This is a genomic window from Pimelobacter simplex (genome assembly GCF_024662235.1).
GTDB lineage: Bacteria > Actinomycetota > Actinomycetes > Propionibacteriales > Nocardioidaceae > Nocardioides.
This window is the reverse complement of the sequence record NZ_CP096276.1, coordinates 1,537,366-1,553,340: the sequence shown is the minus strand read 5'-3', so window position 1 is coordinate 1,553,340 and position 15,975 is coordinate 1,537,366. Positions and strand designations below refer to the sequence as shown.

Below are 15,975 nucleotides of genomic sequence, written 5' to 3'. Positions count from 1 at the left end.
GCGATCGGAGTCGGCGCCTTTGTAGCCTCGACGGGCGCTGGGCTCGGGTCGTCGCCGAAGAGGGAGGGATCGTCGGACACAGGTCAACCCTAGGAGACAGCGGGGCGTCGATCGTTTCGGTGTCCAACAGTTCTCCTGGCCGCGTGGCTGATCCAGCGGAGCAGCACTGCCATTGCGAGCCATCCGATCTTGATCGCGTCCCAAGCAAGGACGATTGCGACGAGGTTCAGCCAGCCGGGCCCTCCGGCCGCCACGGTCTCCGAGACCACCTTCACCGCGAGCACGAGGATGCCGGTCAGTGCGAGCAGCTTCGTCACAGTGCTCACTCTTGGACGCGACGCTCCCACGCGTCGGATGAGGACGTTCGAAGGGGCGAACGGCAGCAGGCACCGGTGCGCGAGGGCAACCACAGCGACTACAGGCACTGCGAGCAGCAAGAACATGGGGCGGCCTTTCTGACGGGACAGCGCCAGGCGTAGCCCGATGACGGGCCTGACGCCGCCGGAAGCCCACTCCCCTGTGAACAACGCCCGAACAGTGCTGCCTATGGACCTGAGATGGCCCGCCGCTCGGCGCCGGCTGTGCCAGGCGGACGGTCACTCACTCTCGACAGGGCAGCTGCCTCCCTCAGCGCGACCTGCGCCCGGTGACGGTCCGCGCGCTGAGCGTGGTTCTCCGCGACGCCACCGACCGGCAGGTCGGATGTGATCTTGTAGCGGTCGCGATACGCCGCGACCGTTTCAACCGCGGCGGGCCAGGAATCCCCGACGCCCGAGCACGAATGCCGCGGTCCAAGTCGCCCAGCCCACGCCTCGCGGCTGGCGACCGCGTCCTCGGCAATGGCGCGTGCCCGCGACTCGATCAGCTCCTTCCGTTGGTCGATCGCCTGTCGGTCCTCGGCTGACATCGGGCCCAGCGGTTCAGGGATCAGGCCGGCGATCAGTCGTGGACGGAGGCGACAGCCGAGCGGCGGAGTCGCTGCGAGCTTGTCGACCCGGTAGCGGAGAACAGCGGCGATGTCGTCGGCGTCGTCGAGACCGTGTCGCCCAACGACTCGAGGCAGAAGACGCTCGAGATCGTGGTGGTACGCCTCGGCGCGTCGGAGTGCCGCCGTGAGTGGGCCGAAGGCCGTCGACTCGACAGCTGCGGCGTGCTGCTCGGCGGTCAGCCCGGAGCGGCTGAGCAGGTCGGCGAAGCGGTCGTGCTGAGCTTCGGCGGCGATCGTCTCGAGTTCGGCCGCGAGACGGTCGATGCCCCCGTGGAGTTCGTACTCGGCCTCGATCGTTTGGGTGGCCGACAGGTCGGCGCCACTGTGCTGGAGGACGCCATACAGAACCGTCCTGGCAGTGACGTCATCCGCCCCGGGGGTGGAGTGGCTGTCGTCGGGCTGGTCGAGGGCGACGTACGCGATGTTGGACTCGCGGCCGCGAGTCATGGAGACGTAGAGGTTCTCTCGGGTCGTGGATGCAGTGACGACGACATGCGCCGTATCGACGGTGACGCCCTGAGCGCGATGCGCGGTGACCGCGTAACCGAGGTCGATGTGCTCGGCCACATACTCCGGTGGCAGGACCGTTCGCCCGCCGCGGGCGTCCAGGCGCTTGACCAGAACAGAGCCGTCCCGCCGGATGTCGATGACCAGCCAGCGGTCGCCATTTTTCACCCACCCGCCGCGCAACGTCCGGATCCGGCGGTCGTTCTGGCGCGTGATCACGACGTCGCCCACCGAGGCTCGGCAGCCGTCGACCAGGTCGACCTCGCGGTGGTCGACCGCACCATCCAGGAGCAGCCGCTCGGCCCGGGCGCGTTCGTTGAGCGCCCGGACGTCCCTCGCAGACTCCGTCACGAGGATGCTGGCGCGTCCGGCGGCACAATCGGCCCGCCAGGCGACGTACGCCGCGTCGACCATCTCCTCGGTGAGACCCTCGCGGATCCGCTTGTGGCGGCCGTACGCCGAGATGACCTGGACGTCTCCCCGGCTCAGCGCGAGCGAGGCATCCTTCTCCCACTCGTTGGCGAAACGGTGGATCTCATTCAGCGCCGGGGCATCCGTGCGCCGGTCGACGAGGAGTGCGAAGGCTCCGCCGGCATCGACGGACTGGAGTTGATGCGGGTCGCCGACCAGCAGGACCTTGGCGCCCGCGCCTGCTGCGATCCCCGTGAGCCGATCGAGTGTCACCGTGTCGGCCAGCGTCGCCTCATCGATGATCACGAGTTGACCGCGCCGCAGTTCGGTGCGGCCGCGGTCGTACTCATGGAGCCACTTCGAGGTGTTCTCGCAGGCGACACCGAGGTCATCGGCCAGCGCCTGGGCGGCGGCGGCGGACGGCGCCAGCCCGACAACGCTCCCCCGCCCTTGGTCAATGGTCCACGCCGCGCGGAGCGCTCTCATAGTCGTGGTCTTGCCCGCCCCAGCAGGTCCGACCAAGAGGTCGACCTGGCGCCCTGAGCGACAGATGCTCCCCACCGCACGCCGCTGCTGATCGGACAGCGAGACCGTGCCACGGCCGCCCGCTCGACCGGCACCGGCTGCAGCCCTTGGCGCGGTCACCTTCTCGGCGCGTGCCAACAACCGTGCCTCGGCCTCGAGCACTGCGATCGAGGAGTACTTCTCACCGTGCCGCGGGCGGAACCGGCTCGTGCCGTCTTCGCGCTGGAACCGGGCCGGGCTGAGGGCGAGTTCCGGCGGCGTCAGGACGACGGAGCGCGCTCGGGCCGCGTCCACGATGAGGCCGAGGACGGCCTCGCGGTCTTCGGTTGTCGCGAACCTCAGATCCATCGTCTGCTTCGCCGCCTCGGCCATCAGGTTCCAGTGCGTCCACACAGCCCGCTTCACGGAGACGGCCGCAACCACCTCGGCGCCGATCACTTCGATCGCAGCCAGCGGCACGTCCTCCGCTGTCAGGACATCGCCGTCTCGGCCGATCAACGACTGTGACCACCCCGTGGGGTCGGTGCCCAACCGTTTGGCGGCCCGTTGCCGCCAGCCCGCGGTGAGGTCGGCGAGCGACCGGACCTCCTTCGGCGGGCGCGTGGCGAGCGTGGCTTGGGCCCGGAGCTCGACGATCGTCCTCGCCGAGGGCCTCCGGCCGTGGCGAGCGACGTACTCCGCGATGAGCTCGTCCTTCTTGAGCTCGATCTCACGGGTGCGGCTGGAGAACTCGGTGATCAGGTCGTCGGTCACGCCTGCGATCTCCCATCGGGGATTCCGGTCGGGTCCGCGCTGCCGCAGCTCCCACTCGATGCCGAGGTCGCGCGACAGCCGGTCCGCCAGGAGTGCGTCGTAGTGCGCAGACAACCCGGTGCGCGAGGCGAAGACCGGGCGTCCGTCGAGGCTTCGCCAGCGGCCGTCCATGAGGGTGAGGACCTTGTTGGCGACGACGACGTGCGTGTGGAGCTGCGGGTCCCCGGCGCGGGAGTCGAAGTGGTCGTAGGCGACGGCCGCGACACCCGCCACGTCGACCTGGGCGACGGCGCCGTCCGAGTCGGAGATCCCCGCCCGAGTGGCGGCGACCTCTCGTTCGAACAGCGCGATTACGTCTGCGACCGCCGCGTGATGGGCGGAGACGATCCGCTCCTGGGTGACGGCGTCGGCGACACCCCAGAGCACAGAGACCGACTTCGGCACACTGAAGGTGAGGTCGAACCCGGCCACCGCGCGCCGCATCCCGGCGGCGGTTTCCTCGGCCTCGATCCGTGTCGTCTCGGCGGCGCAGTCCTCCTGGGTCATCTCCGAATCGAGAGCGGCGACCCGCTCGTCGATGCGGTCCGAGAGCCTCTTGTACGACGGATACGCGCGGCCGAGCTGCTCTCCCGTGATTGGGTCGCGCCCCATGCCGACAAGCAGCGCGAGCTGCTCCTCGCTCACGTGCATGTCCGGGCGAAGCTGGCCGGCACCGAATGCGCCGACACCGGATCCAAGCCAGCGTCCGGGCGGCGTACCGACCTCGGAGTAGTAGCGGGTCAGCGGCGTCGACAGGACGCGGTTGCCGTCGCCGGCCGCGACGCTGCGCAGCAGGTACTGGTAGCCGCTGCCCGCGGACATCCGGCGCATCGAGACCGTCACGGCCGTTTCCGTCCCACAGCGCTCAGGTGCGCGCCCTTCTCCACAACCCCTCGAACTGCACACCGTGTGAAGGCAAGGAGGCGGTAGGCGAGGAGAGAAGGAAGCAGGACGGGATGAGGGCGCAGGAGGGCGAGGAGCACGTGGGATGACGAGGTGAGCGAGATGGGCTGAACGGGCGACAAGGAAGGGAGAAGACGTGGGACGCGTGAAGTGGGACGACGGGCTTGGGCAGAGACGAGCACCTGATCCCCGAAGTGACCCGGGTAAAGACGTCGGGTCCGGATCCGCAAATCAGGCTTACGATGAGGTTCAGACGATGCACGCACCGCCCGTGGGACGTCGTCGCGCCTCATCGCCGTAAGGCGAGAGGAAGCAAGAGCACCCCCATGAAGAATCGACTCGGGTTGACCTTCCTGGCGACCGGCACACTTATGTTGGCCGCGGTGTCGGCGTGTGCCGACAACGACGCGGATCCTCCACCGACGACGCCAGCCACGTCGTCCCCCGCTGAGTCGACGGACCCGACGGCCAGCGACTCGCCGACATCTCCGAACGACGCCGCGTCGGCGAGTGCGACGACGGCAATGACCGACTATTACGCCGTCCTCGACGGGCTCCGGGCCGATCCCTCCAGCGATCTCAAGGAGCTCGAGACCGTCGCGATCGGCGCTCAGCTCAACGCGGTGCAGACCCTCGTACAGCGGCAGCGCGATCAGGGCCAGCGCCAGACCGGCACCACGGCCATCGGCGAGCTGAAGGTCCAGTCGGTCACCCTCGACAACTCCGACCCGGACGCCGGCAAGGTGCCCACGGTCGTCATCGACGTCTGCTGGGACGTCACCAAGGTCGACGTGCTCGACAAGAGCGGCGAGTCGATCGTCTCCCCCAACCGCCCGGACACCGGGTGGACCCGTTACACCGTCGCGAACTACAAGTACGCCGCCGACCCCACCGGCGGTTGGCGCGTGGCGACGGGCCAGGACCTCAAGCAGACGCCATGCGCGGCCTCCTGATTCGCCTCCTGCTGACTGCCCTCGCCACCGCCAGCGTCACTGCCCTTGCGTCCGCGCCGTCGTACGCCGACGGCACGGTCTGCGGTCAGACTGACCCGGCGACGGGAGAGTGCCTGATCTGGATACACGTCCCGGACAATCCCGGCACGCCGGGTACGCCAGGCGACGACGGGCCAGAGGACACCGGCAGCGGCGCCGCCTGTTACTGGGACGGCACCAGCCAAGGCATCACGAAGCCACCGCCCGGGCCGGTCCCTTGCACCAAGGACGGCGCCTACTGGTCGAACACCTACCACTGCTACATCTCGCTGGTGCAGCCCCAGCCGCCCGCGGGTGACCCGTCGTGGCAGGGCCACGAGCCCGGCGACGGTGCCGTCTACTACTGCGACCAGCCGCAGACCGGGCTGCTCATCACGATCTGGACGCAGGATCCGCCGCCGAACTCCGGCACGGGACCGACACCGAGAGAGGTCGCCCAGATCGCGATCGAGAACATGCACCTCAGGGCGATCGACATCGGCATCGCTCCCGAGCCCGGTCCCGACAGCATCGGCCTCGTCGGCATGCCCGTGTGGATGTGGGCGAAGGCGCCGAGCAGCCAGACCTTCGGCCCGATCACCGAGAGTGCGTCGGCAGGCGGCATCACGATCACCGCGACGGCGAAGGTGCTGCACATCACCTGGGACATGGGCGACGGAACCGAAGTCGTCTGCGACACGGCGGGCACGCCGTACAAGCCGGAGTTCAGGCGGAACGACTCCCCCGACTGCGGCCACACCTACAAGAAGTCGAGCGCGGGCCAGACCGATGACGCCTACACCGTCACCGCGACCTCGAGCTGGGTCATCACCTGGTCGGGCGCGGGCCAGACCGGGACGATCCGCCTCGACGGCCTCAGCCGCTCGACCCAGATCCGGATCGGCGAAGCGCAGGTGCTCGTGAACTGACGAGCGCTGCGCGGGGAGGGACGAAGTGACCACGACTGCCCGAGAGGACCGGAAGCCCGGCCCCCACCGCACCGCGCCCGACGCCGGCCCGCCGGTCACTCCCCCGCCCAAGCTTCGCAGGCGGCCCGGACTCGTGGTCGGTGCCGTCGTCGTCACCGCCCTCGGCTGCCTTCTCGGTGCCTGGGCATGGAACGCGACGACCAGCACCGAGGAGGTCCTCGCTGCGACGAAGACGATCCATCGAGGCGAGGTCATCACCGCCGACGACGTCCGGCGCATCCGGATCAGTGGCGATCCGGCTCTGGAGCCACTCCCTGCGTCGGCGTACGACGAGATCGTCGGCCAACGCGCCGCGCTCGACATCTCTGCCGGCGGACTGATCACGACCGAGTCGACGACCGATACACCGCTGCCGCCGGAAGGCCAGTCGATCGTCGGCATCTCGCTGACCCCGGCCCAGGTCCCAGCGCTCCCCATGCACGGCGGCGACAAGGTGCGCATCATCGTCACCCCGGCCGCCAACGGCGATGCCCCGACCGGCGCGCCACAGTTCACCGCCGCCGAGGTCGTGGACACAGCGATCGACGAGACCACCGGCAACACCGTCGTCAACGTCCTGGTGCCGTACGCCGACGCGAGCGTCCTCGCGGCCCGCGCCGCGACCGGCAACGTCGCGCTGATCCTCGACTCGGGAGCCCAGTGATGGCGATCGTGTGCCTGACCTCGGCCTCCGGTTCGCCCGGCGTCACCACCACCGCAGTCGGCATGGCGTTCAGTTGGCCACGCCCGGTGCTCCTCGTCGAAGCCGACCCGACCGGCGGATCCGGCGTCCTCGCCGGGTTCCTCCGCGGCACGACGCCGTACGACGCCGGGTTGATCGAGCTCGCCCTCTCACCCCTCGGCACGGCGGACGCGCTGCGGGACTTCGTACGGCCGCTAAGCCCGAACGTCTCGCTGGTCGCCGGCATCCGATCGCACGCGCAGGCCACCGCGCTGCGTGACCTCTGGGAGCCGTTGGCGGCCGCACTCCGCGATCTGGATGACAACGGCCAGGACGTCATCGTCGATGCCGGCCGGCTCGGCCTCATGGGCTCGCCGACCCCGCTGCTGGACGCCGCCGACGCGGCGCTCCTGGTCACCAGGGCCACTCTGCCGGCGATCTCGGCAGCTCGTTCGTGGGCGGAGTCCGTCCGGCAGCCCGCCACCGGATGGCGTCACCCCGGCTTGCTTCTCATCGCCGAGGACCAGCCTTATCGAGCCACTGAGGTCTCCAAGGTTCTCGGCATGCCCGTCGTCGCCGACCTGCCGGACGATCCGGCAGCCGCGGCCGTGTATCACCGCGGCGCGGCGCCCCCGAAGCACTTCGAGACCGGCCCCTACATCCGCGCGCTCCAGGCCACGGTCCAATCGGTGCAGGCGCACATCGCCCGTGGTCGGTTCGCGCTGGTCGAGGAGGCGCGGCCATGACCGAGACCTACCGATTCTCGAACGAGTACGGCGACCTGACGCGCCTGCCGCTCTTCAGCCAGACGACCAACGGCGTCCCCCACGAGGTGCCGAGCGGTCTCGACGCGACCGTTGCATCGCCGCCCCCGGCCACCTCCGATGTCGACTGGGCGCTCGTCTCGACACTGCGCGCCCAGGCCTCCGAGCAGCTGAGCCAGGCCGTGCAGTCCGGGCGTGCCCGTCTCGGCAAGGAGGCACAGCAGGAGCTGGGCCGGTCGATCGTGCTGGACCTGATCGAGTCTGCGATGGAAGAGGCCGTCGACGCCGGGCTCGGGTCGTGGAGTCCCGCGAAGCAGCAGGCGACCGCGCAGGCCGTGTTCGACTCACTCTTCCGCCTGGGCCGCCTGCAGCCCTTGGTGGATGACGATCGGATCGAGAACATCGTCATCGTCGGCCACGACAACGTGCAGCTCGAGCTGATCGACGGGACGCTCGTTCCCGGACCGTCGGTGGCCGATTCCGATCAGGAGCTGATCGACTTCCTCGTCTTCCTTGCCTCTCGCAGCGAGGTGAATGCGCGGTCCTTCTCCGAGGCGCAACCGAGTCTGCACATGAGGCTGGACGGCGGCTCCCGGCTGGCGGCCGTGGCGTGGGTGACCACCCGGCCGTCCGTCGTGATCCGTCGGCACCGGCTGATGCGGGTGACCCTGGACGACCTCGTCAAGCGCGACATGATGACGCTCGTCGTCGCCTCGTTCCTGAGGGCCGCGGTGCGCGCTCGGTGCTCGATCGTGGTCGCCGGGGCGCAGGGGGCCGGGAAGACCACGCTGGTCCGCGCCCTGTGCGCCGAGATCGACGAGCTCGAGGCGATCGGCACCTTCGAGACCGAGTACGAGCTGCACCTCCACGAGCTCGGTCGGCACAAGGTGGTCATACCCTGGGAGGCCCGGCCGGGATCGGGTGAACGTGGTCCCGACGGGCGGCAGTCGGGTGAGTTCACGCTCGACGAGGCACTGGTCGACTCCTTCCGTTTCAACCTCTCGCGGCAGATCGTCGGCGAGGTCCGTGGCAAGGAGATCTGGGCGATGATCAAGGCGATGGAGTCCGGCACGGGTTCCATCTCCACCACTCACGCGGCCGACGCCGTGGCCGCCGTACGCAAGCTCGTGACCTGCGCGATGGAAGCGGGTCCGCACGTCACGCAGGGTCTCGCCACCAGCAAGCTCGCAGCGACCGTCGACCTGATCGTCCAATTGAGCCTGGAGACCAAGGTCGTGCCAGGCGGGGCTCAGCGGACCAGACGGGTCGCGGAGGTCATCGCGCTCGCGCCCGGTGAGAAGGAGCCTGGCTACGCGACCACCCACGTGTTCCGCAGCGATGCCGCTGGCGTCGCAGTCCCCGATGTCCTGCCCGACGAGTACCGCCGACTCGCCCAGCACGGATTCGACCTGGCGGCGTACCTCGGTAGCCAACAGCTGAGAGCCCGGACATGACCACGATCCTTCCCGCACTCGCGGGTGGACTCGTCGCCCTGGGGCTCCTCGGTGTGGTCATCGGCCTGCGCCCAACCGCGATACCGCCGCGGGAGCCCACCGCAGCCAGCCGGCGCCGCGCCCTCAACCGGCGAACCCGAGTCCTGCTTCTTGCCGGTGGCGCGCTCGGCCTCGTCGGATGGCTCATCACGGGCTGGATCCTGCCGCTGGTCCTCGCCCCGGTCGCCGTCATCGGGTTGCCCCTACTGCTCAGCGCTCCGCCGGCCGCCACGCAGATCGCACGCCTCGAAGCGATGGAGGAATGGACTCGATCGCTGTCCGGAGTCCTCACCGTCGGTATCGGCCTGGAGCAGGCGCTGGTCGCAACTCTGCGCTCGACGCCCGCGCCGATCGCCGACGAGGTCCACCGACTCGTGACACGGCTGCGGGCACGGTGGGACACCGAGAAGGCGCTGCGCGCGTTCGCCGACGAACTCGACGACGCGACCGGCGACCTGATTGCAGCGAACCTGATCCTGGGCGCCCGTCGACGCGGCGCCGGGCTCGCGAGTGTGCTCGAAGGGCTCGCCGAGTCGGTCGGCGCCGACGTGCGTGCTCGGCGCCAGGTCGAGGCAGACCGAGCCAAGCCGCGAGCGACCGCGCGGTGGGTCACGTTGATCAGCGCCAGCGTGCTCGTCGTACTTGCGCTGTCCGGGACGTACGTCGAGCCGTACCGCACCCCGGTCGGCCAGGTTCTCCTCGTGCTCCTCCTCTCGGCGTACGTCGCCACCTTGGTCTGGATGCGGCGCATGGCCGCAGGCAAGCCTCTCCCCCGGTTCCTGGCAACCCGCGCAGTCGCGGAGGCGCCGCGATGATCACCGGATTGCAGTTGGCGATCCTTGCCGGAGGTCTCGTCGGCCTCGGCCTCGTCCTTCTCGTCGCCCGCCTCCTGCCCGCGGAGCCCGACCTCGCCGACGCGCTCGAGAGAGTCTCCTCGTCGCGTCCGCGCGCGAGCGCCACCGACGCCGCGCGGTCGAGCAAGGAGCGGCTCGGCCTGTGGGGGCTTCGCGTCCTGCCGCCCGGCCTCTGGGTTCGCACGCCCACTCGCGAACTCGCGCTGCTGCGGATCCCGGTCGCGCAGTTCTACGGCGAGAAGCTGATGTTCGCCGGACTTGGCCTCGTCATCCCGCCGGTGCTCGTCACGCTCTTCAACGCATTCGGGCTGAGCATCCCGTTCCAACTCCCGGCCGTCGCCTCGCTCGCGCTGGCCGCCGTCATGTTCTTCATCCCGAACTACAACGCCCTCGACGACGCCAAGAAGGCACGGACCGAGTTTGCCCGAGCGCTCGGCGCCTACATCGACCTCGTGGCGTTGGAGCGGAACAACGGCATCGGCCACCGCCAGGCGATGGAGGCTGCGGCCGAGGTCGGCGACTCGTGGGTGTTCACGCGGCTGTCCGAGGAGCTCACCCGGTCGCGGTGGTCAGGACTGCCGCCCTGGGACGCGCTGCACACCTTGGCAGAGGAGCTCGGACTGCCCGAGCTCGACGACTTCGCCGACATCATGCGCCTCTCGGGCGAGGAAGGAGCCGGCGTGTACGCCACCCTGCGCGCCCGCTCCGCCGCCATGCGCACAGCGATGCTCAACGACGAGCTCGCTCAGGCCAACGCCGTCGGCGAGCGCATGTCGATGCCCGGCTCCCTGCTCGGCGTGATCTTCATGGCGCTGCTCGTCGCGCCCTCACTGCTTCGCATGTTCACGAACTCGTGACACGGAAGGACACATCCACAGGAGGAAACCCCATGTTGAAGGTTCTGGTCCTGCTGCAGATCGCAGCACTAAGCACGTACGACGACCTGCGAGCTTCCCGCCGCAGTGAACGCGGGTCGGTGACGATGGAGCACGTCCTCTGGGCCGTCGCGGTCATCGGCATCGTCGGGATCGTGGTCCTCGCGGTCACGAACTATGTCACCTCAGAAGCGGGCAAGATCAAGTAGCCGCCGCCGGCGACGCGGCGAACGGGGCTCGGTCTCGATCGAGCTCGTCGTCCTGCTGCCCGCACTGTTCGCGGTCATGTTCCTCGGGATGCAGGCAGCGCTCTACTACCACGCGAAGTCGGTCGCCATCGCGGCCGCGCAGCAGGGTGCCAGAGCCGCTGGAGCCGAGCAGGGCCGGGAGTCCGACGGGGTCGGCGCGGCCAACGACTTCCTCGCCGAGGCCGGTGGTGATGACGTCATCACCGCGACGTCGACGAGTGCGAACCGGACCGCCACGACTGCCACCGTGACGGTCAGTGGCTTCTCCCTGAGCGTCATTCCGGGTTGGAAGGTCCGGATCACGCAGAGCGCGAGCGTGCCGGTCGAGCAGGCGACGGCGCCGTGATCCGCCGGGACGAACGCGGTTCAGCAGCGATCGAGGCGGCGATCGGCGTGCCCGCCTTCGCGCTCTTCGTCGGCCTGGTCATCTTCGGAGGCCGTACGGCGACCACTCATCAGGCGCTCCAGTCCGCCGCCGCCGATGCTGCTCGGTCTGCCTCACTCGCGCGCAATGCCGGCGCCGCCCGAGCGGATGCCCGCGAGGCGGCGACTTCGAGCATCACCAACCAGAAGATCGGGTGCTCGGCCATCGATGTCGCCGTCGACACGAGCGACTTCGACAAGCAGCCTGGCGTTCCTGGCTCGGTGAACGTGACTGTCGCGTGCCGACTCGACCTGTCCGATCTCGCCGTTCCGGGAGTCCCCGGATCCCGCGTCATGCGCGCGACGATGTCCAGTCCGATCGACACCTGGCGGGAACGATGAGCCGCCGGGACGATCGCGGCTCCATCACCGTGTGGCTGGCCTTGTCCAGCTTCGTGATGATCTTCCTTGTCGGACTGGCGGTCGACCTCGGTGGCCAGGTCCACGCCCACGAGCGTGCCCACGACGTCGCCGCGCAGGCCGCACGGGCAGGTGGCGAGGAGGTCGAAGGAAGCTCGGCCATCCAGGGGCACGACCTCGCGATCTCTCCCGCCGCGGCACGTGCCGCTGCCCAGCGCTATCTCGACGCGGCCGGCGTCGCCGGAACGGTCACCATCAACGACGGCACCACGATCACGGTGACCGTCTCGGACTCCTACGACCCGCAGTTCCTCGGTCTCATCGGCATCAACCGCCTCGACGTCACCGGCACCGCGACCGCGCGACTCGTCCGCACCCTCGGAGGTAGCGAGCAATGAACAGGACCGACTTCAGGCTTCGCGGCCTCCTGGCCACACTCACGCTCGTCGCCTTCGTGATCGGGGTGCCCGTCGTGCTCATCGCCATCGACGCGCTGCCCGACCCGAGCGCGTTCACCTGGTCGAGGCTGACGGCCCAGGACGACGGCACGCTCGCGCTCCAGGTCATCACCGCAATCTGCTGGATCGCGTGGGCCGTCTTCACGTGCCAGCTCGTCGCCTCGATCGTGTCGCAGGCTCGCGGCATCCGTACGCCGCGCCTCCCAGGCCTCGCGATTCCTCAGCTTGCCGCAGACCGCCTGGTCGCGGCCGCGGCGCTGCTGTTCGTCGCCGTCCCCACGGTCAGCGCCGTACTGCCCCAGCCTCGAGCGCATGCTGCAGTCGCCGCGCCGTTGCCGGAGGAGCCGCCGGTAGCTGTTGCTCTGGATGCGCCAGCAGAGCCGCGAGCAGACGAGCACGCGCAGACGGTGCAGCCGCAGACGGAGCGCTACACGGTGAAGCGCGGCGACAGTCTCTGGAAAATCGCCGAAGAGCGACTCGGCGACGGCACGCGGTACGTCGAGCTCGTTGCCCTCAACCAGGCCGTCCTCGACGGGCGTCCCGACTTCCTCCTGCCCGGGACCGTGCTCAAGGTCCCCGTCGCCGACGGGTCTTCGGGCGGCTCGTACGTCGTCCAGCCCGGTGACACCCTCTCCGCGGTCGCCGAGGACCAACTGGGCGACGCTGATGCCTACCCGTCGATCTTCCGAGCATCGCGCGACACTGTTCAGCCGAACGGCGCCCACCTCTCCGACCCGGATCTCATCCTCCCCGGCTGGAAGCTCACGATTCCGGGGCAGTCGGATCCGGTTGAGCCGCAGGAGCCGAAGCACGATCAGGACCCACCTCTCCCCGAGTCGATTCCTCCCACCGAAGGCGCGACTCCTCCCGTTCCGGAAGGAGCAGAACCCGCACCCGAGCAGGCTTCCCCCGAATCTGCCGAGGACGAGATCACCCCAACCTGGCTGCTCCCTGGACTGGCCGGCGCAGGAGCGCTCCTGGCCGGGTCGCTCTGGCTGGTGCTCCGACAGCACCGGCGAACCCAACTGCGCTATCGCCGGCCCGGCAGGATCATCGCGCCACCACCGGACGAGTTGCTTTCAGTCGAGAAGTCGGTGCAGGTGTCGGGATCCGTCAATGCCCATCCGATCGAGGAGCTTGATGCGGCGCTCCGGGGCCTGGCCCCTGCACCTCGCCTGCTCTCCGTCCGGCTCTCTTCCAGCCGGATCGTGTTGACGCTCGCAGAGCCGGCTGAACTCCCTAAGCCATGGACCGGAGAAGGCGCTGCATGGCACATCCCTGTCGAGGCGGTCCCGACTCCGCCCCCGGACGCACTGCCGCCGTACCCGATGCTGGTCAGCGTCGGTAAGGCAGACGACGGCGCGCTCGTGCTGCTCAACCTCGAGGAGCTTCGTGCGCTGGCCTTGTCAGGGGACGCCGACCGTAGTGCCGCCCTGGCTCGCAATCTCGTGGCGGAGTTGATCGTCAACCCTTGGGCCTCGCCGGTACACGTCGAAGCGCTGGGAATCGGCGCGGAGTTGGCGGCGATCAACCGCGACTTCTTCCACTTCCACGAGCCCGGAGACGACGCGTTCCTTGACGCGCTTGTCAACGACCTCGCGACCGCCAGCCCAACCGGGGAGCCGGACGAGTTCCACGCAGTGATCATCGCGAGCGGCGACACGAGTCCGGATCTGACGCGGCTGGCCGGAGCCGTCGTCGGCTTCCCCGGACGCTCCGGCATCGCGATGGTGACCGTCGGCTGCGAAGCGTCCCGGCCGTACGCCGACCTCCACCTGAGCACCGACGGCCGCGTGCAAGTTCCTTCCCTTGACCTGGATCTCGCATCCGCGGGGCTCACAGCCACCGAAGCCGAGGCGTGTGCCGCGCTGATCGATCTCACTTCGGAGGCCCAGGTGGTGCCAGTCCCCCGCGCCGCCGAGATGGAGACCGTGACGGACTGCGCGGGCGCGCTCGTCGACGAACTCACCGACCCGCGTCCGGAGGAGCAACCGGCTGGCGCCTCGTCACTCCTGCCGCTCGACGCTCACGTCTACGCCGACCGGGCGGCAACCACCGTCGAGGACGTCGAAGCCTTGGCCCCCAGCGCGGGCCCGGAGGCCGCACAGGTGGTGCATGCCGCCGATCCAGAGCTTGACGAGGACCTCGCCCGATGGGAGTCGCCGATGCCGGTCGTGCCCAAGGTGACCCTGCTCGGACCGGTGTCAGCCAGGACCTTGGGTGACGCAACCGCGACGGCACACCGCCGGCCGTACTACCTCGAGTTCCTCGCCTACCTCGCGCTCCATCCGCGCGGAGTCACCGCGGACCAGTTGGCCGCGGCCCTATGCATTCGCCCCCATCGAGCACGCACCGACCTGAGCATCGTGAGGCGATGGTTGGGCAAGGATCGATCCGGGAAGCCGTTCCTGCCACGGGCGCAGCAGACCCACATCGATGGCGTCGGCGGGACGTACTCACTCGACGGCGTGCTGACGGACCTCGACCTCTTCCGCCGCCTACGTGCCCGAGGCCAGAGCCGCGGCGCGGACGGGATGGAGGACCTCGTGGCCGCCCTCCACTTGGTCAGCGGCGAGCCGTTCACCGAGCTCCGCAAGGACGGGTGGGGCTGGCTGCTCGAGGGGGACCGTGTCGACCAGATCATGACTGCCGCCATCGTGGACGTGGCACACATCGTGACCACACATGCTCTCGCGACCGCGGACCTGCAACTCGCCGACTTCGCGTCAGCCGTCGCGATTGCTGCCTCGCCGTACGACGAGGTCGCAACTCTCGACCGCGCGGAGGTCGACCGAGCAATGGGTGACGCCGACAAAGCTGACGCTCGGCTGAGGAACGGCGTCCACAACCGAAGCGACGACGGTTACGGACCGATCCAACTGCCTCCTCGAACGAGAGAGGTCACGGAGCGCAGGCGGCAGGGGGCGCCACGTCGAACAGGCTGATTGCCAGGCCCTCGTAAGCAAGACTTCAGCCGTGCGGATCGCGACCTGGAATCTTGAAGGCAAATGGACATCGCGGCACCACGGCCTGGTCAAGTCGCTACGGGCGGACCTGCTCCTGCTGACCGAGGTCGTCGAGACGGTCGAGATCCGTGGCTTCGACATTCACTTCGGCGGGGCCGAGATGCAGCCTGGCCGTCGCTGGGCCGCAGTCGCTGCGGGCACGCGCCTGCGGCCGCTGCCCGCTCCCCACGCTGCGACGGCTCTCGCGGAGTTCGACGGCCTGCGGGTTGCCTCATCGATTCTGCCCTGGCGAAACGCCGGTGGCGCTCCGACGTGGACCGGCCGAGACCAAGCCTCCCGAACGGCTGCCGCTGTAGCGGCGATCGAGACCGTCGCTCCCATCGTCTGGGGCGGCGATTGGAATCACGAGCTAACTGGTCGCCTGAATGCGGGGAGCAGGGGCGGCCGGGTGTCGATCCTCAGGGCACTCGAGCGTCTCGGCCTTCACGCTCCGACAGACGCGTCACCCCACCGCAAAGTCGGCGCCTACAGCATCAACCACGTGGCCGTTCCCGCCTTCTGGGCGGCCACATCGGTCGAACGCGTGAGCGCGTTCGCTGACGGCATGGAACTTTCAGACCACGACGCCTACGTCGTTGAGATCGAGTGACCGTGGCTTCGACACGGCCTAGCGCCAGGGGCCGTCGTTCCAGATGTTGATGTCGCTCCTCGCTGGCCGCAGCACGGACTGCGGCAGCCACACCTGCCGCACGCCCTCCCGCAAACTCCCGTTGTCGATCCAGATCAC

General features: G+C 69.2%; 15 protein-coding genes. 13 read left to right on the top strand and 2 right to left on the bottom strand.

Features of this window, described 5'->3' with window-relative positions; all coding sequences use genetic code 11:
- Nucleotides 1–89 precede the first annotated feature (89 nt).
- Complete coding sequence (locus M0M48_RS07470) at nucleotides 90–317, bottom strand: hypothetical protein (RefSeq protein WP_257750652.1); 228 nt, start codon at nucleotides 315–317, stop codon at nucleotides 90–92.
- Between the two features lie 227 nt (nucleotides 318–544).
- Complete coding sequence (gene mobF / locus M0M48_RS07465; protein WP_257750651.1) at nucleotides 545–4,066, bottom strand: MobF family relaxase; 3,522 nt, start codon at nucleotides 4,064–4,066, stop codon at nucleotides 545–547.
- Nucleotides 4,067–4,650: 584 nt separating this feature from the next.
- On the opposite strand from mobF, the gene M0M48_RS07460 reads away from it, so the two are divergent.
- The 13 genes from M0M48_RS07460 to M0M48_RS07400 all read left to right on the top strand — a co-directional run bounded on the left by M0M48_RS07460 (nucleotide 4,651) and on the right by M0M48_RS07400 (nucleotide 15,837).
- Nucleotides 4,651–5,079, top strand: coding sequence for a hypothetical protein (locus M0M48_RS07460; protein ID WP_257750650.1), 429 nt, complete (start codon nucleotides 4,651–4,653; stop codon nucleotides 5,077–5,079).
- On the top strand, nucleotides 5,064–6,026 hold the full coding sequence (locus M0M48_RS07455) for a hypothetical protein (RefSeq protein ID WP_257750649.1): 963 nt from the start codon (nucleotides 5,064–5,066) through the stop codon (nucleotides 6,024–6,026). The genes M0M48_RS07460 and M0M48_RS07455 overlap by 16 nt, the downstream gene beginning before the upstream one ends.
- A 25-nt stretch (nucleotides 6,027–6,051) precedes the next feature.
- Nucleotides 6,052–6,729 (top strand): SAF domain-containing protein, encoded by a 678-nt coding sequence (locus M0M48_RS07450; protein ID WP_257750648.1) that lies wholly within the window; start codon nucleotides 6,052–6,054, stop codon nucleotides 6,727–6,729.
- A complete protein-coding gene (locus M0M48_RS07445; RefSeq protein WP_257750647.1) occupies nucleotides 6,729–7,493 on the top strand; it encodes a hypothetical protein in 765 nt (254 codons plus the stop codon). Before M0M48_RS07450 ends, M0M48_RS07445 begins: the two co-directional genes overlap by 1 nt.
- 86 nt (nucleotides 7,494–7,579) lie before the next feature.
- A complete protein-coding gene (locus M0M48_RS07440) occupies nucleotides 7,580–8,965 on the top strand; it encodes a CpaF family protein (RefSeq protein ID WP_257750646.1) in 1,386 nt (461 codons plus the stop codon).
- 53 nt (nucleotides 8,966–9,018) lie between these two features.
- A complete protein-coding gene (locus tag M0M48_RS07435; RefSeq protein WP_257750645.1) occupies nucleotides 9,019–9,819 on the top strand; it encodes a type II secretion system F family protein in 801 nt (266 codons plus the stop codon).
- Complete coding sequence (locus M0M48_RS07430) at nucleotides 9,816–10,715, top strand: type II secretion system F family protein (RefSeq protein ID WP_257750644.1); 900 nt, start codon at nucleotides 9,816–9,818, stop codon at nucleotides 10,713–10,715. Before M0M48_RS07435 ends, M0M48_RS07430 begins: the two co-directional genes overlap by 4 nt.
- A 32-nt stretch (nucleotides 10,716–10,747) precedes the next feature.
- Nucleotides 10,748–10,942 (top strand): hypothetical protein, encoded by a 195-nt coding sequence (locus M0M48_RS07425; protein WP_257750643.1) that lies wholly within the window; start codon nucleotides 10,748–10,750, stop codon nucleotides 10,940–10,942.
- Nucleotides 10,911–11,327, top strand: coding sequence for a TadE/TadG family type IV pilus assembly protein (locus M0M48_RS07420; protein WP_257750642.1), 417 nt, complete (start codon nucleotides 10,911–10,913; stop codon nucleotides 11,325–11,327). The genes M0M48_RS07425 and M0M48_RS07420 overlap by 32 nt, the downstream gene beginning before the upstream one ends.
- Complete coding sequence (locus M0M48_RS07415; protein ID WP_257750641.1) at nucleotides 11,324–11,746, top strand: TadE/TadG family type IV pilus assembly protein; 423 nt, start codon at nucleotides 11,324–11,326, stop codon at nucleotides 11,744–11,746. The genes M0M48_RS07420 and M0M48_RS07415 overlap by 4 nt, the downstream gene beginning before the upstream one ends.
- Nucleotides 11,743–12,162, top strand: coding sequence for a TadE/TadG family type IV pilus assembly protein (locus M0M48_RS07410; protein WP_257750640.1), 420 nt, complete (start codon nucleotides 11,743–11,745; stop codon nucleotides 12,160–12,162). The genes M0M48_RS07415 and M0M48_RS07410 overlap by 4 nt, the downstream gene beginning before the upstream one ends.
- A complete protein-coding gene (locus M0M48_RS07405; RefSeq protein WP_257750639.1) occupies nucleotides 12,159–15,167 on the top strand; it encodes a LysM peptidoglycan-binding domain-containing protein in 3,009 nt (1,002 codons plus the stop codon). Before M0M48_RS07410 ends, M0M48_RS07405 begins: the two co-directional genes overlap by 4 nt.
- A 31-nt stretch (nucleotides 15,168–15,198) precedes the next feature.
- Nucleotides 15,199–15,837 carry an endonuclease/exonuclease/phosphatase family protein gene (locus tag M0M48_RS07400; protein ID WP_257750638.1) on the top strand — a complete coding sequence of 213 codons (639 nt, stop codon included), beginning with the start codon at nucleotides 15,199–15,201 and terminating at the stop codon, nucleotides 15,835–15,837.
- Nucleotides 15,838–15,975 lie beyond the last annotated feature (138 nt).